The organism is Azospirillum sp. ST 5-10, assembly GCF_051225715.1.
Lineage (GTDB): Bacteria > Pseudomonadota > Alphaproteobacteria > Azospirillales > Azospirillaceae > Azospirillum.
On record NZ_JBPJSP010000027.1, the window covers coordinates 16,092 to 34,960 of the forward strand.

At 73.5% G+C, this 18,869-nt stretch carries 15 protein-coding genes; all 15 read left to right on the forward strand.

The genetic code is table 11. From position 1 onward, the window contains the following. Window positions 1–186 precede the first annotated feature (186 nt). The 15 genes from ACSBPG_RS24065 to ACSBPG_RS24135 all read left to right on the forward strand — a co-directional run bounded on the left by ACSBPG_RS24065 (window position 187) and on the right by ACSBPG_RS24135 (window position 18,824). Window positions 187–1,266 carry a mandelate racemase/muconate lactonizing enzyme family protein gene (locus ACSBPG_RS24065; protein WP_435539770.1) on the forward strand — a complete coding sequence of 360 codons (1,080 nt, stop codon included), beginning with the start codon at window positions 187–189 and terminating at the stop codon, window positions 1,264–1,266. Next, window positions 1,263–1,700 (forward strand): methylaspartate mutase subunit S, encoded by a 438-nt coding sequence (gene glmS / locus ACSBPG_RS24070; protein ID WP_435539771.1) that lies wholly within the window; start codon window positions 1,263–1,265, stop codon window positions 1,698–1,700. The genes ACSBPG_RS24065 and glmS overlap by 4 nt, the downstream gene beginning before the upstream one ends. Then, a complete protein-coding gene (gene glmL, locus ACSBPG_RS24075; RefSeq protein WP_435539772.1) occupies window positions 1,697–3,118 on the forward strand; it encodes a methylaspartate mutase accessory protein GlmL in 1,422 nt (473 codons plus the stop codon). The genes glmS and glmL overlap by 4 nt, the downstream gene beginning before the upstream one ends. Continuing rightward, window positions 3,093–4,592 (forward strand): methylaspartate mutase subunit E, encoded by a 1,500-nt coding sequence (locus ACSBPG_RS24080; protein ID WP_435539773.1) that lies wholly within the window; start codon window positions 3,093–3,095, stop codon window positions 4,590–4,592. The genes glmL and ACSBPG_RS24080 overlap by 26 nt, the downstream gene beginning before the upstream one ends. Before the next feature lie 10 nt (window positions 4,593–4,602). After that, window positions 4,603–5,595: a quinone oxidoreductase family protein gene (locus ACSBPG_RS24085; RefSeq protein ID WP_435539774.1), complete on the forward strand. Its 993-nt coding sequence runs from the start codon at window positions 4,603–4,605 to the stop codon at window positions 5,593–5,595. A gap of 162 nt (window positions 5,596–5,757) precedes the next feature. Then, window positions 5,758–7,476, forward strand: a complete 1,719-nt coding sequence (gene xsc / locus ACSBPG_RS24090; RefSeq protein ID WP_435539775.1) for a sulfoacetaldehyde acetyltransferase — start codon at window positions 5,758–5,760, stop codon at window positions 7,474–7,476. A 171-nt stretch (window positions 7,477–7,647) separates the two neighbouring features. After that, entirely contained in the window at window positions 7,648–8,178 is a 531-nt protein-coding gene (locus ACSBPG_RS24095; protein ID WP_435539776.1) for a tripartite tricarboxylate transporter TctB family protein, read from the forward strand. Window positions 8,179–8,190: 12 nt separating this feature from the next. Then, complete coding sequence (locus ACSBPG_RS24100) at window positions 8,191–9,762, forward strand: tripartite tricarboxylate transporter permease (RefSeq protein ID WP_435539777.1); 1,572 nt, start codon at window positions 8,191–8,193, stop codon at window positions 9,760–9,762. 4 nt (window positions 9,763–9,766) lie between these two features. Beyond that, window positions 9,767–11,185, forward strand: coding sequence for an acylating sulfoacetaldehyde dehydrogenase (gene sauS, locus ACSBPG_RS24105; protein WP_435539778.1), 1,419 nt, complete (start codon window positions 9,767–9,769; stop codon window positions 11,183–11,185). 14 nt (window positions 11,186–11,199) lie between these two features. After that, on the forward strand, window positions 11,200–12,324 hold the full coding sequence (locus ACSBPG_RS24110) for a succinate--CoA ligase subunit beta (protein ID WP_435539779.1): 1,125 nt from the start codon (window positions 11,200–11,202) through the stop codon (window positions 12,322–12,324). After that, on the forward strand, window positions 12,321–13,202 hold the full coding sequence (locus ACSBPG_RS24115; RefSeq protein WP_435539780.1) for a succinate--CoA ligase subunit alpha: 882 nt from the start codon (window positions 12,321–12,323) through the stop codon (window positions 13,200–13,202). The genes ACSBPG_RS24110 and ACSBPG_RS24115 overlap by 4 nt, the downstream gene beginning before the upstream one ends. A 247-nt stretch (window positions 13,203–13,449) precedes the next feature. Then, a complete protein-coding gene (locus tag ACSBPG_RS24120; protein WP_435539781.1) occupies window positions 13,450–16,416 on the forward strand; it encodes a molybdopterin oxidoreductase family protein in 2,967 nt (988 codons plus the stop codon). Beyond that, window positions 16,413–17,153 carry a 4Fe-4S dicluster domain-containing protein gene (locus ACSBPG_RS24125; RefSeq protein ID WP_435539782.1) on the forward strand — a complete coding sequence of 247 codons (741 nt, stop codon included), beginning with the start codon at window positions 16,413–16,415 and terminating at the stop codon, window positions 17,151–17,153. The genes ACSBPG_RS24120 and ACSBPG_RS24125 overlap by 4 nt, the downstream gene beginning before the upstream one ends. 14 nt (window positions 17,154–17,167) lie before the next feature. Then, complete coding sequence (locus ACSBPG_RS24130; protein WP_435539783.1) at window positions 17,168–18,124, forward strand: dimethyl sulfoxide reductase anchor subunit family protein; 957 nt, start codon at window positions 17,168–17,170, stop codon at window positions 18,122–18,124. Window positions 18,125–18,140: 16 nt separating this feature from the next. After that, entirely contained in the window at window positions 18,141–18,824 is a 684-nt protein-coding gene (locus ACSBPG_RS24135; protein WP_435539784.1) for a CBS domain-containing protein, read from the forward strand. Window positions 18,825–18,869: the final 45 nt, after the last annotated feature.

Sequence of the window (18,869 nt, forward strand, 5' to 3'; positions counted from 1 at the left end):
GGAGGCGGAGGAGGGAAGGGACCCGGCCGACGGCCGGGAGGGCGGGGGCAAGGTGCCGTCCGGCACGCGGCGCTCCCGCTCCGCCCGGTGCCGCGCCGTCCCGCCGGACCTTGCCCCCACCCGGCCGCCCGCGCGGCCCCCTCCCCCGGCGGCGCCGGGGGAGGGTCGGATTTCGGGAACGCCACCGTGCCCATCGCGCGCATCACCATCCACCGCCTGCGCCTGCCGCTGCGCCAGCCCTACAAGCTGGCCTTCGGTCCCGTCGCCGCCTACGACACCTTCCTCGCCGAGGTCGAGGACGACGACGGGCGCCGCGGCTGGGGCGAGGCGACGCCGCTCGCCGGCTACACCGAGGAGACGCCGGACCACGCCGCCCGCTTCCTCGCCGAGGCGCCGGCCGCGCTGAGCGGACTGGCGGCCGCCGATGCCCGGGCGCGGCTGGCCGGGCATGCCCACCGCCACCCCTTCAGCGTCACCGCCCTCGTCACCGCCCTGGAGATGCTGGAGGACCACCCGCTGCTGCGCGTCGCCGAAGCGGCCGAGGTGCCGCTGCTGGCGATCCTCAACGGCGCCGACGCGGAGGAGATCGAGGCCCGGCTCGGCGAGGGCTACCGCACCCTGAAGGTCAAGGTCGGCTTCGACGCCGACGCCGACGCCGCCCGGGTCGGCCGCATCCAGGAGACCGTCGCCGGCCGGGCGGCGCTGCGCCTCGACGCCAATCAGGGCTACGACCGGGCCGCCGCCGTCCGTTTCCTCGACGCCCTCGCCCCCCGCGGGATCGAGCTGGTGGAGCAGCTCTGCGCCGCCGGCGACTGGGAGTCGGCCCAGGCCGTCGCCGCCGCCGGCCGGACCCGCGGCATCCCCGTCATGCTGGACGAATCGATCTACGGCGCCGCCGACGTCGAGCGCGCCGCACGCCTCGGCGCGGCCACCCACGTCAAGCTGAAGCTCATGAAGTGCGGCGGCCTGTCGGCCTGCGCCACGCTCCTGGAGCGCATCCGCGCGCTGGGGCTGGTGCCGGTGCTGGGCAACGGCGTCGCCGCCGACGTCGGCTGCTGGATGGAGGCCTGCCTCGCCCGCACCCTGGTCGCCAACGCCGGCGAGATGAACGGCTTCCTGAAGCCGCGGGAGAGCGTGCTGCGCTCGCCGCTGCCGACCGCCGGGCCGGCCGTCCGCCTCGAGCCGGGATGGCGGCCGGAGCCGGATGCCGAGCGCCTGGCGCGCCACCGCGTGCCGCTCACGCAACAGGGAAAGGATGCCGCATGACGGGCAAGACCCTGGTGACCGGAGTGATCGGCTCCGACACCCACATCGTCGGCAACCGCATCCTCGGCATGGCGCTGGAGGACGCCGGCTACACGGTGGTGGCGCTGGGCGCCCTGACGCCGGCGGAGGAGTTCGTGCGCGCCGCCATCGAGACGGCCGCCGACGCCATCCTCGTCTCCTCGCTCTACGGCCAGGGGGAGCTGGACTGCCGCGGCTTCCGCGAGCGCTGCGTCGAGGCCGGCATCGGCGACGTGCTGCTCTACGTCGGCGGCAACCTCGTCGTCGGCAAGCAGCCCTGGGAGGAGGTGGAGCGCCGCTTCGTCGCCATGGGCTTCGACCGCGCCTTCCCGCCGGGCACCCGCACCGACGCGGTGATCGCCACCCTGGCGCGCGACTTCGCGGCCCGCGCCGAGGGCCTGCGGAGGGCGTCATGAGCCACGCCCTGCTGGTCGATTTCGGCAGCACCTACACCAAGCTGCGCGCCGTCGACCTGGCGGCGGGGCGGATCGTCGGCAGCGGCCAGGGCCCCTCCACGGTGACCACCGACATCACCGTGGGGCTGGGCGCCGCCCTCGCCGACCTGGAGCGCCGGCTGGGCGGGCTGCCGCGCTTCGAGCACCGGCTGGCCACCAGCAGCGCCGCCGGCGGGCTGCGCATGGCGACCGTCGGGCTGGTCCGCGAGCTGACCGCCGAGGCGGCCCGCCTGGCGGCGCTGGGGGCGGGGGCCAAGCTGGTGGGCACCTTCGCCTACAGCCTGACGGCCGGCGACGTCGCCGACCTGGAGGCGCTCGCCCCCGACATCCTGCTGCTGGCCGGCGGCACCGACGGCGGCAACCGTGCGGTGATTCTGGAGAACGCCGCGGCGCTCGCGCGCTCGGCCCTCGACTGCCCGATCGTCGTCGCCGGCAACCGGGTCGTCGCCGACGCGGTGCGCGACACCCTGGCCGGCGGCGGCAAGAGCGTGCTGGTCGCCGGCAACGTCATGCCGGAGTTCGGGCGCCTCGACCTGGAGCCGGCCCGCGCCGCCATCCGCCGCGTCTTCATCGAGCGCATCGTCCACGCCAAGGGCATGGACCGGGCGCAGGGCATGCTGGACGCCGTGCTGATGCCGACCCCGGCCGCCGTGCTGGAGGGCGCCCGGCTGCTGGCCGAAGGGCTGCCCGGCCGGCCCGGCCTGGGGCCGCTCCTGGTGGTCGACATCGGCGGCGCCACCACCGACGTCCATTCCGTGTGCAGCGGCGAGCCCTCGCGCTCCGGCGTTCTCGTGCAGGGGCTGCCGGAGCCCCACCTGAAGCGCACCGTCGAGGGCGACCTCGGCATGCGCCACAACGCCGCCTCCATCGCCGACGCGGTGGGGCTGGAGCGGCTGGCCGCCGATGCCGGCCTGGCCCCGGAGCGGGCGCGGAGCCTGCTCGCCCTCGTCACCGCCGACGTCGAGCGCGTGCCCGACGGGCCGGAGGAGGCCGCCTTCGACCGGGCGCTGGCGCGCGCCGCCATCGCCCTCGCCGTCGGCCGCCACGCCGGCACCGTCGAGACGGTCTACGCCGTGACCGGCCCGGTGACGGTGCAGCGCGGCAAGGACCTGACCCAGGTCGGCACGATCATCGGCACCGGCGGCGTCCTGGTGCACGGCGCCGACCCCGCCGGCGTGCTGCGCACGGCGCTCGCCGACCCCGCCAACCCGCTGTCCCTGCGGCCGCTGTCGCCCCGCCTCATGCTCGACCGCCACTACCTGCTGTACGCCTGCGGGCTGCTGCAGGGGGTGGCGCCGGAGGCGGCGCTGGCACTGGGGCTGCGCCATCTCGACCCGCTGGACGAGGACGACCATGCCCGGCACCGTTACGCCTCTTGAGACGCGTCAGGCGCCGCTCGGCGACGCCCGCATCGCCGACGACGACTTCGCCCGCCTGCGCCGGGAGAACCTGGCGCGCTGGCCGACCGGGGCGGCGGTCGACCTCGACGAGGCCGTCGCCTTCCACAAGGCCCTGCCGGCGCACAAGCGCCTGCCCGCGGTGATGCGCCGCGCCGCCGCCGAGCGGCGCTGCCTGACCCAGCCGCGCGGCGGCTTCGCCACGCTCGCCATGCAGCGCGAGCTGATGCGCACGCTCGACCGCGACGGGCTCGCCGACATCGTGCCGACGACGACCGACAGCTACACCCGCAACGAACAGTTCCCGCAGGCCCAGAAGGGGATCGAGGAGTCCGAGCGGCTCGGCCGCTCCATGCTCAACGGCCTGCCGCTGGTCAACTACGGGGTGGCGGCGGCGCGCACCCTGATCGAGGCCATCGACAAGCCGGCCATCGTCCTGTCGGGCACGGCGATGCCGAAACTGACGGGGGAGATCGGCTACGCCGCCGGCTTCACCGGCTATCTCGGCTCCGGCATCGCCTACACCGTCTCCTACACCAAGGAGGTGACGATCGAGGAGGGCATCCGGAACTACCAGTACCTGGACCGCCTCGCCGCCCTCTACCAGGAACGCGGCGTCGAGCTGCACCGCCGCCAGCCCGGCTTCCTCACCGGCACCATCATCCCGCCCTCGATCGCCATCGTCACCTGCGTGCTCGACCTCCTGCTGGCGGCCCGCCAGGGGGTGAAGCACTACGGGCTGGAGCTCGGCCAGTGCCTGCATCTGGTGCAGGACGCCGCGGCCATCCACGCCTGCCGCGAGCTGTGCCAGGAATACCTGGCCCGCCTCGGCTTCGCCGACGTCTTCACGCCGGTGACGTCCCTGCACTGGATGGGGGCGTGGCCGGCCGACGAGGCCCAGGCGGCGGCGCTGATCGCCTACGGCGGCACGCTCGCCGCCATCGGCGGCGCCGACAGCGTCACCACCAAGAGCACCCACGAGGCGCTGGGCATCCCGACGCCGCAGGCCAACGCCGAGGGGCTGCGCACCACGCGCATGGCGATCCACATGGCGCACGGCGTGCGCCTGGACGGGCTGCCCGCCTTCGAGCGGGAGGCCGAGCTGATCCGCCGCGAGGTGCGCGCCGTGGTCGACGCGGTGCTCAACATGGGCGACGGCGACGTCGCGGTCGGCACCGTGCGCGCCTTCGCCGCCGGGGTGCTGGACATCCCGTGGTCGCCCAACCGCCAGGTCAGGAGCCGCATCCTGCCAGCGCGCGACGCCGACGGCTGCATCCGCATCCTCGATCCCGGCGCCATGCCCTTCCCCGCGGACGTGCTGGAGGTCCACCGCGAGGCGCTGCGCCGGCGCGCCGAGCGCGACGGGCTGCCCTTCGACCACACCCTGGCGGTGGCCAGCGTCACCGAGCTCGCCGAACCCCTCGACCGGCTGGTGCCGGCGCGGCTGAGCGCCTGAGGGGACGGCCATGAAGGCGGTCACCATCGACGCCTACGGCGGCCCCGAGCAGCTCCGCCTCGCCGAGGTGCCGGCGCCGCTGCCCGGGCCGGGGGAGGTGCTGGTGCGCCTCGCCGTGGCCGGCATCAACTTCATCGACATCTACATGCGCAAGGGAATCTACCGGAATTCCCACGTCTACGGCGCGCGGCTGCCGATGACCCTGGGCATGGAGGGGGCGGGGACCGTGGTGACGGTCGGCGAGGGGGTCGGCGCCTTCCGCCCCGGCGACCGCGTCTCCTGGTGCATCGTCCGCGGCAGCTACGCCGAGTTCGCCACCGTGCCGGCCGACCGGCTGGTCGCGGTGCCCGACGGCGTGCCCCTGGAGGTGGCGGCGGCGCTGATGCTGCAAGGCTTCACCGCGCACTATCTCAGCCACTCCCTGTTCCCGCTGCAGCCCGGCCAGACGGCGCTCGTCCACGCCGCCTCGGGCGGCGTCGGCCAGCTGCTGGTGCAGCTCGCCCGCCGGCGCGGCGCCCGCGTCGCCGCCACCGTCGGCAGCCCGGAGAAGGCGGAGCGGGCGCTGGCGCTGGGCGCCGAGCGGGCGATCCTCTACCGCGAGGAGGATTTCCTGCCCGCCGTGCGGGAATGGACGGCGGGCGAGGGCGTGCACGTGGTCTACGACAGCGTCGGCCGGGACACCATCGCGCGGTCGCTGGCCGCCCTGCGCCGGCGCGGCACCTGCGTGCTGTTCGGCGCCAGCTCCGGCCCGGTTCCGGCGATCGAGCCGATCCAGCTCGCCGAGGCCGGGTCGGTCTTCTTCACCCGGCCGCATCTCGCCGACTACATCGCCACGCCCGACGAGTTGCGCGGCCGCGCCGGCGACCTGTTCGCCGCCTGGAGCGCCGGCCGGCTGACGGTGGCGGTCGACCGCGAGCTGCCCCTGGACGCGGCGGCCGAGGCGCACCGGCTGATGGAGGAGCGGCGGACCCAGGGCAAGCTGCTGCTGCGGATCGGCGGGTGAGGTGCCGCGGCGGTCCCCCTCCACCGCAAATGATACGTTTCGTCCCGATTGTTGAGACCAAACAACTTTCCGGGTTGCCAACCGACCTTCGCCGTGGCATTCTTGGAACGTTCCGTCTCGGATTATGAGACGACAGCACGAGAAACGGGGAGGAGGAGGACCATGACCGTCATGACGCCCAGCGAGGCCTTCGTGGAGACCCTCGTGGCGCACGGGGTGAAGCACGTGTTCGGCATCGTCGGTTCGGCCTACATGGACGCGCTCGACCTGTTCGAGCCGGCCGGCATCCGGTTCATCTCGGTGGCGCACGAGCAGGGGGCCGGGCACATGGCCGACGGCTACTCCCGCGTCTCCGGCCGGCAGGGGGTGTGCATCGCCCAGAACGGGCCGGGCATCACCAACTTCGTCACGGCGATCGCGGCGGCCTACTGGGCCCACTCGCCGGTGGTCTGCATCACCCCGGAAACCGGCTCGGCGACGCTCGGCCTGGGCGGCTTCCAGGAGACCGAGCAGCTTCCGTTCTTCGAGAAGATCACCAAGTACCAGGCGCACGTGAACCGGCCGGACCGGCTGGCCGAACTGACCGGCCGCGCCTTCGACCTGGCGCTGCTGGAGCGCGGGCCGACCCAGATCAACATCCCGCGCGACTACTTCTACGGCTCGGTCGACGTCACCATCCCGCAGCCCAACCGCGTCGAGCGCGGCGCCGGCGGGCCGGAGAGCCTCGACGCGGCGGCGGCCATGCTGGCCGAGGCGAAGTTCCCGGTGATCGTCGCCGGCGGCGGCGTCATCATGTCGGCCGGGCAGGAGCAGGCACGGGCGCTGGCGGAGTACCTGTCGGCCCCGGTGGTCACCAGCTATCTCCACAACGACGCCTTCCCGTCGCGCCACCCGCTGGCCTGCGGCCCGCTCGGCTACCAGGGCTCGAAGGCGGCGATGAAGCTGATCGCCCAGGCCGACGTGGTGCTGGCGCTGGGCACCCGGCTCGGACCGTTCGGCACCCTGCCGCAGCACGGCATCGACTACTGGCCGAAGAACGCCAGGATCATCCAGGTCGACGCCGACCACCGCATGCTCGGGCTGGTCAAGGCCATCTCGCTGGGCGTGCACGGCGACGCCCGCCAGGCGGCGGCCGCCATCCTGGAGCGTCTGCAGACCGGCAACCGCGCCATCGCCGCCCACGCCAACCGCGACGAGCGCATGGTCGAGGTGCAGCGCCAGAAGGAGGAGTGGGCGAGCGAGCTGAACGAATGGTCGTCGGCCGGCGGTTCCCCCATCGCGCCGCGCCGCGCCCTGCGCGAACTGGAGCTGGCGCTGCCCGACAACGCCATGGTGACCACCGACATCGGCAACATCTGCTCGGTCGCCAACAGCTATCTGCACTTCGAGAAGCCCAACAGCTTCTTCGCCGCCATGAGCTTCGGCAACTGCGGCTACGCCTTCCCGACGGCGATCGGCGCCAAGGTGGCGGCCCCCGACCGGCCGGCGGTGGCCTATGTCGGCGACGGCGCCTGGGGCATGAGCCTGCAGGAGACCCTCACCGCGGTGCGCGAGGACATCCCGGTCGTCGCCGTGGTCTTCAACAACGGCCAGTGGGGCGCCGAGAAGAAGAACCAGATCGACTTCTACGCCGACCGCTTCGTCGGCACCAACCTGAAGAACCCCAGCTTCGCCGAGATCGCCCGCGCCATGGGCGCCGAGGGCATCCGCGTCGACCATCCCGACCAGATCGGCGACGCCCTGCGCCGCGCCATCGCGTCCAACCGGCCGACCATCCTCGAGGTCATGGTGACCCAGGAGCTGGGCGAGCCGTTCCGCCGCGACGCCCTGAAGAAGCCGCAGCGCACGCTCGACAAGTACAAGGCCTTCTCGGTGGCGTGACGGCCGCGCGGCGCGGTCGCGTCGATCGCCCCTCCCGACCTCCCCCACTTCGCGGGGGGAGGGGATAAGCCCTCCCCCGCTTCGGTGGGGGAGGGTTGGGTGGGGGACCGACGGGATCGTCGAGCCGGGGAACGAAGAACAAGGCCCCCCAGGGCCCGGGAGGAGACGAGGATGGACACCTCCGTGCTGCGAAGGGTCGCGGCACCGGTGGGCCTGATCGCGGCCATGCTGGTGCTGCCCCGCTACATCTTCACCGACCCCGCCATGGCCGACGGGCTGCCGGCGGCGGTCGGTCCCGACGGCTGGCCGCGGGCGCTGATCATCGGCGTCCTGCTGTGCTCCGCCGCCTGGATCCTGCGCGAGCTCTGGATGGCCGCCCGGGTGCGGCCGGCGGCCGCGGCGCCGGAGGAGGCGGCCGAGCCCTACGACCACGTCATGGCGTGGACGGGCATGGGCATCGTCGTCGTCTACACCGCCGCCATCCCGGCCCTCGGCTTCCCGGTCGCGACCCTGCTGTTCCTCGGGGCGTGGTGCGTGCTGGGCGGCGTGCGCCGGCCGCTGACGGTGGGGCTGGTCGGCGTGCTCGGCACCGTCGTCCTGCTCTACGTCTTCGTCCGGCTGGCGCACATGCCGCTCGACCGCGGCGCCGGCGTCTTCGACGGCGTCACCATCGCGCTCTACCGCGCGATCGGCATCTACTGACGGAGGGCCGCCATGGAAGCCTTCGACCTGCTCGGCGCCGGCCTGCTCAACGCCCTGGAGCCGCACAATTTCCTGATCCTGGTGGGCGGCATGCTGGTGGGCACCGTCGCCGGGGCGTTGCCGGGGATCTCCTTCGTCAACGCCATGGCGATGTCGCTGCCCTTCACCTACCTGATGGCGCCGGCCACCGCCATGGCGTTCCTCGGCGGCATCTACGTCGGCGGGGTGTTCGGCGGCTCGATCTCGTCGATCCTCATCAACATCCCCGGCACGCCGGCCTCGCTGCCCGCCTGCTGGGAGGGCTACCCGCTGACCAAGCGCGGCCTGTCGCGCCGGGCGCTGCACGTGGCGCTGACCTCCTCGGCGATCGGCGGCATGGCGAGCGCCCTGCTGCTGACCTTCGCCTCGCCGCCCTTCGCCAGCTTCGCCCTGACCTTCGACCAGCCCGAGTTCTTCGCCGCCACCGTGCTCGGCCTCCTGTCGGTGGTCGCCATCGCCAAGGAATCGCCGGTCATCACCCTGCTGTCCCTGTTCCTCGGCATGCTGATCGGCACGGTGGGCGTCGACCCCATGTTCGGCATGCCGCGCTTCTCCTTCGGCCTGGCCGACGTGCAGAGCGGCATCAACTTCGTCGTCGTCATGATCGGCCTGTTCGCGGTGGGCGAGGTGGTCGACCTGATGGCCTCCAAGCAGAGCCTGAAGCCGAGCACGGACGGGCAGGGCGGCCACTTCTCCTGGCGGGAGCTGCCGCTGATCCGCGGCGCGGTGGCGCGCGCCACCTCGCTCGGCTGCATCATCGGCATGATCCCCGGGGCCGGCGCCACGGTGGCCGCGGTCATCGCCTACGGCATCGAGAAGCAGGCGTCGGCCCGCGGCAGCCGCTTCGGCACCGGCATGGAGGAGGGGCTGGCGGCGCCCGAGGCGGCCAAGAACGCCACCACCGGCGCGGCGATGATCCCGCTGCTGACCCTCGGCATCCCCGGCAGCGCCGCCACCGCCATCATGCTGGCCGCCCTGATGCTGCACGGCATCGCCCCGGGCCCGCTGCTGTTCGCCACGGACACCACGCTGGTCTACACCGTGTTCGCCAGCATGCTGCTGGCCAACCTCCTGATGATCGCCGCGGCGATCCTGGTGGCGCGCGGCTTCTCCACCTTGATGAAGACGCCCACCGCCATCCTCGGCGCCTTCATCGTGGTGCTGAGCCTGCTCGGCGCCTACGGCGTGCGCAACAACTTCTTCGACGTCTGGGTCTGCGTCGCCTTCGGCATCATCGGCTACGTCATGAAGCGCACCGGCTTCCCGTCGGCGCCGCTGGTGCTGGGCGTCATCCTGGGCCCGCTCGCCGAGCGCTACTTCCTGACCTCGCTCGCCAACTACGAGGACAACGTCCTCATCTTCATCGAGCGGCCGATCAGCGGGACCATCATGGCGCTGGCCGTCCTGTTCGTCCTGTGGTCGCTGTGGCCGGTGCTGCGGCCGCTGTTCCCCGGCCGCTCCCACGCCGCCCCCCACGCCGCCCCCCACGGCCCCGCCGCCGGCTCCGAAGCCGGACGGCACGCCGAGACGAACCCCGGGAGGTAGAGACATGGACACCCTGACCAAGAGCCCCTCGACCGAGGACACCGTCGTCGCGGCGATCGTCGCCCGCGCCCGCGCCGCCGCCGACGCCTTCGCCGACGCCGACCAGGACACCACCGACATGGCCGTGCGCGCCGTCGCCTGGGCCCTCTACAAGCCGGACAGCGCCAGGGCCCTGGCCGAGCTGGCGGTGGCCGACACCGGCCTCGGCAACGTCGCCGACAAGATCGTCAAGAACCAGCGCAAGACCTTCGGCACGCTGCGCGACCTGCTGCGCGTCCGCTCGGTCGGCGTGATCGAGGAGGACGCCGCCCGCGGCCTCGTCAAGTACGCCAAGCCGGTCGGCGTCGTCGGCGCCATCACCCCCTCGACCAACCCCGCCGCCACGCCGGTGAACAAGGCGATGATGGCGCTGAAGGGCCGCAACGCCATCGTCATGGCGCCTTCGCCGGCGGGCTGGACGACGACGGCGCGGGTGGTGGAGCTGATGCGCGAGGCGCTGGCCGGGGTCGGCCTGCCGGCCGACCTCGTCCAGGTGCTGCCGCAGCCGATCACCAAGGGGCTGACCGACGCCCTCATGCGCGCCGTCGACCTGATCGTCGCCACCGGCTCGCAGGCCAACATCCGCGCCGCCTACTCCAGCGGCACGCCGGCCATCGGCGTCGGCACCGGCAACGTCCCGGTGATCATCGACGAGACCGCCGACCTCGACGACGCCGCCGCCAAGATCACCGCCTCCAAGATCTTCGACAACTCCACGTCCTGCTCGTCGGAGAACTCGGTCACCATCCTCGACGCGGTCTACGAGGACGCCGTCGCCGCGCTGGAGCGCCAGGGCGGCTACCGCGCCACGCCGGAGGAGAAGGAGCGCATCCTCGGCACGCTGTGGGTCGCCGGCAAGCTGAACCGCCACCTCATCGCCCGCGACATGGCGACGCTCGCCGCCGCCTTCGACCTGCCCGAGGCGGCCCGCTCGGCAAAGTTCATCATGGTCGAGGACGACGGCGTCGGACGCGGCCATCCGCTGTCGAGCGAGAAGCTGTCGCTCGTGCTCACCCTCTACCGCGCCGCCGATTTCCGGGCCGCCAAGGAGCGCGTGCGGGCCGTTCTGGACCACCAGGGCCGCGGCCATTCCTGCGGCATCCACACGCGCGACCTCGACCGCGCGCGGGAGCTGGCGGAGGAGCTGGAGGTGGTGCGCGTGCTGGTCAACTTCGCCCACACCTTCGGCAACGGCGGCGGCTTCAACAGCGGCCTCAACTTCACGCTGTCCATGGGCTGCGGCACCTGGGGCAAGAACTCGATCACCGAGAACCTGAACTACCGCCACTTCCTCAACATCACCCACCTCGTGACGCCGATCCCCGAGGACAAGCCGAGCGAGGAGGAGCTGTTCGGGCCCTACTGGGCGCGCTACGGCCGCTGAACGGAGGCATCCCCATGAACTTCGAGGAACACGCGGGCAAGGCGGTGCTGCGCCGCCACGGACTGCCCGTCCCCGACGGGCGCCTCTGCACCGGCGCCAAGGAGGCGGCGGACGCCGCCCGCGCCATCGGCCCGGTGGTGGTCAAGGCGCAGGTGCCGGCGGGCAAGCGCGGCAAGGCGGGCGGCGTCAAGGTCGCCGACACGCCCGAAGCCGCCGCCGCGGCGGCCGACGCCATCCTGGGGATGGACATCGCCGGCCACCGGGTCGAGCGCCTGCTGGTCGAGGCCAAGGGCGCCATCGCGCGGGAGTTCTACGCCGCCGTGCTGTCCGACCCGGCGAGCCTGGGGCCGCTGGTGCTGTTCTCGGCCGTCGGCGGCATGGACATCGAGGAGGTCGCGGCGACGGATCCGGCGGCGCTGCGCCGCGCCACCCCCGACATCCGCGCCGGCTTCACCGCCGCCGACGCGCTGGCGCTGCTCGACGGGCTCGACCTCGGCGGGCCGGCCGAGCCGGTCGCCGAGCTGCTGGCTGGCCTGCACCGGGTGTGGTGCGCGACCGACGCCGAGCTGGTCGAGGTCAACCCGCTGGCCCGCCTCGCCGACGGACGGGTGGTGGCGCTCGACTGCAAGCTGGTGGTCGACGACGCCGCCCTCTACCGCCAGGCGGAGATCGCCCCCCTGGGCGCCGCCGAGCCGCTGACCGCGCTCGAGGCCCGCGGCCGTGCCGCCGGGCTCAAGTACATCGAGCTGGAGGGCAACGTCGGCGTGCTCGCCAACGGCGCCGGCCTCACCATGACCACGATGGACGTCATCCGCCGCCTCGGCGGCCGTCCCGCCAACTTCCTGGAGATCGGCGGCGAGGCCTACACCAAGGCCACCGACGCCCTGGCGCTGGTGCTGGCCAATCCCGGCGTGCGCAGCCTGGTCGTCAACTTCTGCGGCGCCTTCGCCCGCACCGACGTGATGGCCGGCGGCGTCGTCGAGGCCTGGAAGGCCCTGAAGCCCGACGTCCCCGTGTTCTTCTCGATCCACGGCACCGGCGAGGACGAGGCGGTCCGGCTGGTGCGCGAGGAGCTGGGGTTCGAACCCTTCGACCTGATGGAAGACGCCGTCCAAGCCGCGGTGGAGGCCGCCCGATGATCGTCCGCAAGACCGACCGCGTGCTCGTCCAGGGCATCACCGGCAAGCAGGGCACCTTCTGGACCGAGCAGATGCAGGCCTGCGGCACCAACGTCGTCGCCGGCGTCAACCCCAGGAAGGCCGGCACCAGCCATTGCGGCGTGCCGATCTTCGCCACCGCCGGGGACGCCATGCGGGCCGTCGGCTTCGACGTCGCGGTGATGTTCATCCCCCCGGCGATGGCGCTGGAGGCCGGCCGCGACGCGGTGCGCGCCGGCGCCCGGACGCTGGTGGTGCTGACCGAGCACATCCCCGCCCAGGACGTCATGCGCCTGCTGGCCGAGGCGCGGGACGCCGGCACCCGCATCGTCGGCCCCAACACCGCCGGCCTGGTGACGCCCGGCGAGGCCTTCGTCGGCATCATGCCGGCCTTCAACCCGCGGGTCTTCCGGCCCGGCCGGGTCGGCGTGATCTCGCGCTCGGGCAGTCTCGGCACGCTGATCTGCCTCAACCTGGTGCGCGCCGGGTTCGGCCAGTCGGCCTTCATCGGCATCGGCGGCGACCCGATGATCGGCACCACCACGGCCGACGCCGTGCGGGCCCTCGCCGCCGACCCCGGCACCGACGCGATCGTCCTGGTCGGCGAGATCGGCGGCACCATGGAGGAGGAGGCGGCCGAGCTGCTGGCGACGACGGACAAGCCGTGCGTGTCCTTCATCGCCGGCTACGCCGCTCCGGCCGGCAAGAAGATGGGCCACGCCGGCGCCATCGTCACCGGCACCCGCGGCTCCTACGCCTCCAAGCGCAGCGCCCTGGAGGCGGCGGGGGCGACGGTGGTCGACACGCCGGGGGACATCGGCGCGGCGCTGGCCGACGCCCTCTCCCGCGTGCGGGCCTGATCGTGGGCGGGCGCCTCCGCGCGGGAAACCCTCCCCCGGCTCCGCCGGGGGAGGGTGGCGCCAAAGGCGCCGGGTGGGGGCAAGGTTTCACCGGAGCGCCGCCCCCCATGTGCCGGCCACCCGGCTTGCCCGTCTCTCACCGGAACCTTGCCCCCACCCTCCCAGCCTCCGGCTGGGCCCCTCCCTCCCCCGGCAGGGCCGGGGGAGGGAATCCTGGCCGTTTCCGCGCACCAACCCGGAGACCAGCATGAGCCTCTTCGACCGAACGGAGCGACGCGCGATGGCCGGGACGGGGTACGACACGCCGTCCACCGCCGGGAGAAGCACCGCCCGGCGGGCGTACGCCGACCCGGCGGTGGACACCTCGCCGCCGGTCTCGGACGAGGTCAAGTACACGACCTGCTACATGTGCGCCTGCCGCTGCGGCATCAAGGTGCACCTGCAGGACGGGGCGCTGCGCTTCATCGAGGGCAACCGCCGCCACCCGGTCAACCGCGGCGTCATCTGCGCCAAGGGCTCGGCCGGGATCATGACCCAGCATTCCCCGGCCAAGCTGCGCAAGCCGCTGGTCCGGGTCGGCGAGCGCGGCGCCGGCGCCTTCCGCGAGGCGGAGTGGGAGGAGGCGCTGGGCCTCGTCGTCGAGCGCCTCAAGCGCATCCGCGCCAGCGACCCGAAGAAGCTCGCCTTCTTCACCGGCCGCGACCAGAGCCAGTCGCTGACCGGGCTGTGGGCCAGCAGCTTCGGCACGCCCAACTTCGCGGCCCACGGCGGCTTCTGCTCGGTCAACATGGCGGCGGCCGGCATGTACACCATGGGCGGCAGCTTCTGGGAGTTCGGCGAGCCGGACTGGGAGCGCACGCGCTACCTGCTGCTGTTCGGCGTCGCCGAGGACCACGATTCCAACCCGATCAAGATCGGGCTGGCGCACATGAAGAACCACGGCGCCAAGATCGTCTCCATCAACCCGGTGAAGACCGGCTACTCCGCCATCGCCGACGAGTGGGTCGGCATCCGGCCGGGCACCGACGGGCTGTTCGTGCTCGCCCTGGTGCACGAGCTGCTCAGGGCCGACCGGGTCGACCTCGACTACCTCGTGCGCTACACCAACGCGCCGTGGCTGGTGGTGCGCAACCCCGGCGGCGCCGACGACGGGCTGTTCGCCCGCGGCGCCGACGGACGGCCGCTCGCCTGGGACCGCGACGCCGGCGGCCCGGTGGACGCCACCGCGCCGGGCATCCGGCCGGCGCTGGTCGGCCCCTTCGTGCTGCCCGACGGCCGCGAGGTGCTGCCCGTGTTCCACCTGATGGCGGAGCGCTACCTCGACCCGCAGTATGCGCCGGAGGCGGTGGCCGCGCGCTGCGGCGTCCCCGCCGAGACGATCCGCCGCCTCGCCGCCGAGATCGCCCGCGTCGCCTTCCAGGAGACGGTGACGATCGAGCAGCCCTGGACCGACTGGGCCGGACGGCGCCACGAGCGCATGGTCGGGCGCCCCGTGGCGATGCACGCCATGCGCGGCATCTCCGCCCACACCAACGGCTTCCACACCTGCCGGGCGCTGCACCTGCTGCAGATCCTGCTGGGCACCATCGACGTGCCCGGCGGCTGGCGCTACAAGTCGCCCTATCCCAGGCCCTGCCCGCCCGGCCCGAAGCCGGCCGGCAAGCCCGGGGAGGTCCGGCCGGACACGCCGCTGCCCGGCGCCCCGCTCGGCTACCCGATGGGGCCGGAGGACCTGCTGGTGGAGGCCGACGGCACCCCCGTACGCATCGACAAGGCCTATTCCTGGGATGCGCCCCTGTCGGCGCACGGGCTGATGCAGATGGTCATCGCCAACGCCTGGAAGGGCGACCCGTACCCCATCGACACCCTGTTCCTCTACATGGCGAACATGGCCTGGAACTCGTCGATGAACACGGCGGCGACCCAGCGCATGCTGACCGACAAGGATCCGGCGACCGGCGAGTACCGCATCCCCTTCGTCGTCTACGCCGACGCGTACGATTCCGAGACGGTGGCGTACGCCGACGTGGTGCTGCCCGACACCACCTATCTCGAGCGCTGGGACTGCATCTCCCTGCTCGACCGGCCGATCGGCGGCGCCGACGGGCCGGCCGACGCCATCCGCCAGCCGGTGCTGGTCCCCGACCGCGACGTGCGGCCCTTCCAGGAGGTGCTGATCGACCTCGGCGCCCGTCTCGGCCTGCCGGCCTTCGCCCATGCCGACGGCTCGCCCCGCTATCCCGGCGGCTATCCCGACTACATCGTCAACCACGAGCGCAAGCCCGGCATCGGACCGCTGGCCGGCTGGCGCGACGCCGACGGCACCGCCGCCGGCAAGGGCGCGCCGAACCCCGGCCAGCTCGACCGCTACGTCGCCAACCAGTGCTTCTGGAAGCACGAGCTGCCACCGGAGCAGCACTACTTCAAGCACGCCAACCGGGCCTACCTGGAGGGCGCGGTGGCCATGGGCCTGCTCGACGCCGCCGAGCCCATCGTGCTGCAGCTCTACGTCGAGCCGCTGCAGCGCTTCCGCCTCGCCGCCGAGGGGCACGGGCCGGTGCAGCCCCCGGACAGCCGGCGCGAGCGCGTGCGCACCCACTTCGACCCGCTGCCCGTCTGGACGGCCCCCCTGGAGCCGCAGGGGCACACCGGCTTCCCGCTGCACGCCCTGACCCAGCGGCCGATGCCGATGTACCATTCCTGGGGCTCGCAGAACGCCTGGCTGCGGCAGATCTACGCCCGCAACCGCCTCTACGTGCACCGCGGCACGGGCGAGGCGCTCGGCCTCGCCGACGACGACTGGGTGTGGGTGGAGAGCCCGACCGGGCGGATCAAGGTGCAGGTGCGCCTGATGGAGGGGGTCAACCCCGACACGGTGTGGACCTGGAACGCCATCGGCAAGCGGCCCGGCGCCTGGAACCTCGCCGCCGACGCGCCGGAGGGGCGCCAGGGCTTCCTGCTCAACCACCTCATCGCCGAGAGCCTGCCGCCGGGCGCCGACGGCCACACCCAGGCCAACGCCGACCCGGTGACCGGGCAGGCGGCCTGGTACGACCTGATGGTGCGCATCGCCAAGACGGCGCCGGACGAGGAGTGCGGGGTGTGCGAGCCCAAATTCGCGCTGCAGCCCCGCCCGCCCGGCCTGGACGCGCCGCCGGACACGGTGCGCTACGGCGGCGCCTTCCGCCTGCTGCGACGAGGAGACCCGCGATGACCAGCCTGCCCGACCGCGCGCCCGGCCAGACCGCCCTCGGCCTCGTCGTCGACCTCGACACCTGCGTCGGCTGCCACGCCTGCGCGGTGGCCTGCAAGGAATGGAACACCGGCGGCCACATGGCGCCGCTGACCGACCTCGCGGCCTACGCCGCCAACCCCGACGGCGTCTGGTTCAACCGCATCCACAGCTACGAGGCGGGCGAGGGCTGCGACTCCCGCACCACCTACTTCCCCAAGTCCTGCCTGCACTGCGAGACGCCGGCCTGCGTCACCGTCTGCCCCACCGGCGCCTCCTACAAGCGGGCCGAGGACGGCATCGTCCTGGTCGACGAGGACCTGTGCATCGGCTGCAAGCTGTGCTCCTGGGCCTGCCCGTACGGGGCGCGCGAGTTCGACCAGGACGTCGGCGTCATGAAGAAGTGCACCTTGTGCATCGACCGCATCTACAACGACAACCTGCCCGCCGACGAGCGGGTGCCGGCCTGCGTCATGGTGTGCCCGACCAGCTCGCGCCATTTCGGCGACTTCGCGGACCCCGGCTCGACGGTGGCGCGGCTGACGCGCGAGCGCGGCGGCTACGACCTGATGCCCGATCTCGGCTACCGCCCCACCAACAAGTATCTGCCGCCGCGACCGCGGCCGGCGGTGGCGGCGGACGACGCCGTCACCGACGCCGGCGGCCACGGTGCGCTCGCCGGCCTGGTGCGCTGGGTCGACCGTGTGCTGACGCGCTGAAGCGAGGCCGAGCCATGCATCCCGCCTTCTCCATCATCGTCTTCACCACCGCGGCGGGCGCCGGCTACGGCCTGCTGGCGGTGCTCGGCCTGCTCGCCCCGGCCGGGCTGCTGCCCCAGGGGCGCGCCTTCGGCGTCGTCGCCCTGGCGCTGGCGCTCGGCCTGGTCGCCGTCGGCCTGCTCGCCTCGCTGGCCCATCTCGGCCGGCCGGAGCGGGCGTGGCGGGCGCTGTCGCAATGGCGCTCCTCCTGGCTGTCGCGCGAGGGCGTGGCGGCGCTGGCGACCTTCGTGCCGGCCGGCCTGTTCGGCCTCGCCTGGATGGCGGCGGGAGCGCCGGACGGCGGGACGGGCCGGCTCGCCGGCTGGTTGGCCGCGGCGATGGCGGCGGTCACCGTGGCGTGCACGGCGATGATCTACGCCTCCCTGCCCACCGTCCGGCAGTGGCACGACGCCCGCGTGCCGCCGCTCTATCTGGCGCTGTCGGCGATGACCGGGCTGATCCTCGCCGGCGCCCTGGCGGCCCTGTTCGGCGGCGCCACCGACGGGCTGGCGCTGGCGGCGGCGGTCAGCGTCGCCGTCGCCTGGGCGCTCAAGGAGAGCTACTGGCGCGCCGTCGCCGACGGGCGGCCCGGCGTCTCGGCCGAGGAGGCGACCGGGCTCGGCCGGCTCGGCCGCGTCCGCAGCCTGGAGGCGCCGCACACCGAGGCCAACTACCTGCTGAAGGAGATGGGTTTCGCCGTCGGCCGGCGCCACGCCGCGACATTGCGCACGGTCGCCCGGCTGGCCGGCTTCGCGGCACCGCTGGCGCTCACCGTGACGGCCTGGCTGGCCGGCGGCGGGCCGGTGGCGACGGCGGCGCTGCTGCTGGCGGTGCCGGCGGCGGCGCTGGGCGTGGTGGTGGAACGCTGGCTGTTCTTTGCCGAGGCGCGGCACACGGTGATCGTCTACTACCGCGACGCCGCGGCGGCCTGAGCGGGGAGGAGAGGACATGAAGGCGCGCGACGTCATGAGCACCGAGCTCTGCTGCGTGGCTCCGGACACGCCGGTGAGCGAGATCGCCGCCCTCCTGCTGGAGCGGCGGATCAGCGGCGTGCCGGTGGTCGACACCGCCGGCACCCTGGTCGGCGTGGTGTCGGAGGCCGACCTGATGTGGCACCGCGAGACCGACGTGACGCGCCGGCACGGCTGGCTGACCTCGCTGCTGGGCGGGGCGCGGATGATGGCCGCCGACTTCGTCAAGGCGTACGGCACGCGGGCCGGCGACGTGATGAGCAGCCCCGCCGTGTCGGTGGAGGAGGACGCGGCGCTGGCCGACATCCTCGCCCTCATGGACCGCCGCCGCATCAAGCGGGTCCCCGTGGTGCGCCGGGGCCGGGTGGTCGGCATGGTCAGCCGCTCCGACTTCCTGCGCGCGTTGGCGTCGCACCGGGTCGAGCCGCCGGCGGCCGGCGACGCGGCGATCCGCGCGCGCCTCGTCGAGCTGCTGGAGGCCCAGCCGTGGACCAGCCTCGCCACGGTCAACGTCGTCGTGCAGGACGGGGAGGTGCGCTACGCCGGGCTGGTCGGCTCCGACGTCGAGCGCACCGCCCTGCTGGTCGCCGCCCGCAGCATCCCCGGCGTGCGCGACGTCGAGGACGACCTGACGGTGCGCGACGGCACGGCGGTGGATTGAGCCTCCCCCGGAACGGCCGCGGCGGGGTAGGGTGGGGCCGAGCCC

What these genes read in the sequence shown, in the direction of transcription:
- glmS (WP_435539771.1), top strand. Translation starts at nt 1,263, where the DNA reads ATGACGGGCAAGACCCTGGTGACCGGAGTGATCGGCTCCGACACCCAC.
- glmL (WP_435539772.1), top strand. Translation starts at nt 1,697, where the DNA reads ATGAGCCACGCCCTGCTGGTCGATTTCGGCAGCACCTACACCAAGCTG.
- ACSBPG_RS24080 (WP_435539773.1), top strand. Translation starts at nt 3,093, where the DNA reads ATGCCCGGCACCGTTACGCCTCTTGAGACGCGTCAGGCGCCGCTCGGC.
- ACSBPG_RS24085 (WP_435539774.1), top strand. Translation starts at nt 4,603, where the DNA reads ATGAAGGCGGTCACCATCGACGCCTACGGCGGCCCCGAGCAGCTCCGC.
- xsc (WP_435539775.1), top strand. Translation starts at nt 5,758, where the DNA reads ATGACCGTCATGACGCCCAGCGAGGCCTTCGTGGAGACCCTCGTGGCG.
- ACSBPG_RS24095 (WP_435539776.1), top strand. Translation starts at nt 7,648, where the DNA reads ATGGACACCTCCGTGCTGCGAAGGGTCGCGGCACCGGTGGGCCTGATC.
- ACSBPG_RS24100 (WP_435539777.1), top strand. Translation starts at nt 8,191, where the DNA reads ATGGAAGCCTTCGACCTGCTCGGCGCCGGCCTGCTCAACGCCCTGGAG.
- sauS (WP_435539778.1), top strand. Translation starts at nt 9,767, where the DNA reads ATGGACACCCTGACCAAGAGCCCCTCGACCGAGGACACCGTCGTCGCG.
- ACSBPG_RS24110 (WP_435539779.1), top strand. Translation starts at nt 11,200, where the DNA reads ATGAACTTCGAGGAACACGCGGGCAAGGCGGTGCTGCGCCGCCACGGA.
- ACSBPG_RS24115 (WP_435539780.1), top strand. Translation starts at nt 12,321, where the DNA reads ATGATCGTCCGCAAGACCGACCGCGTGCTCGTCCAGGGCATCACCGGC.
- ACSBPG_RS24120 (WP_435539781.1), top strand. Translation starts at nt 13,450, where the DNA reads ATGAGCCTCTTCGACCGAACGGAGCGACGCGCGATGGCCGGGACGGGG.
- ACSBPG_RS24125 (WP_435539782.1), top strand. Translation starts at nt 16,413, where the DNA reads ATGACCAGCCTGCCCGACCGCGCGCCCGGCCAGACCGCCCTCGGCCTC.
- ACSBPG_RS24130 (WP_435539783.1), top strand. Translation starts at nt 17,168, where the DNA reads ATGCATCCCGCCTTCTCCATCATCGTCTTCACCACCGCGGCGGGCGCC.
- ACSBPG_RS24135 (WP_435539784.1), top strand. Translation starts at nt 18,141, where the DNA reads ATGAAGGCGCGCGACGTCATGAGCACCGAGCTCTGCTGCGTGGCTCCG.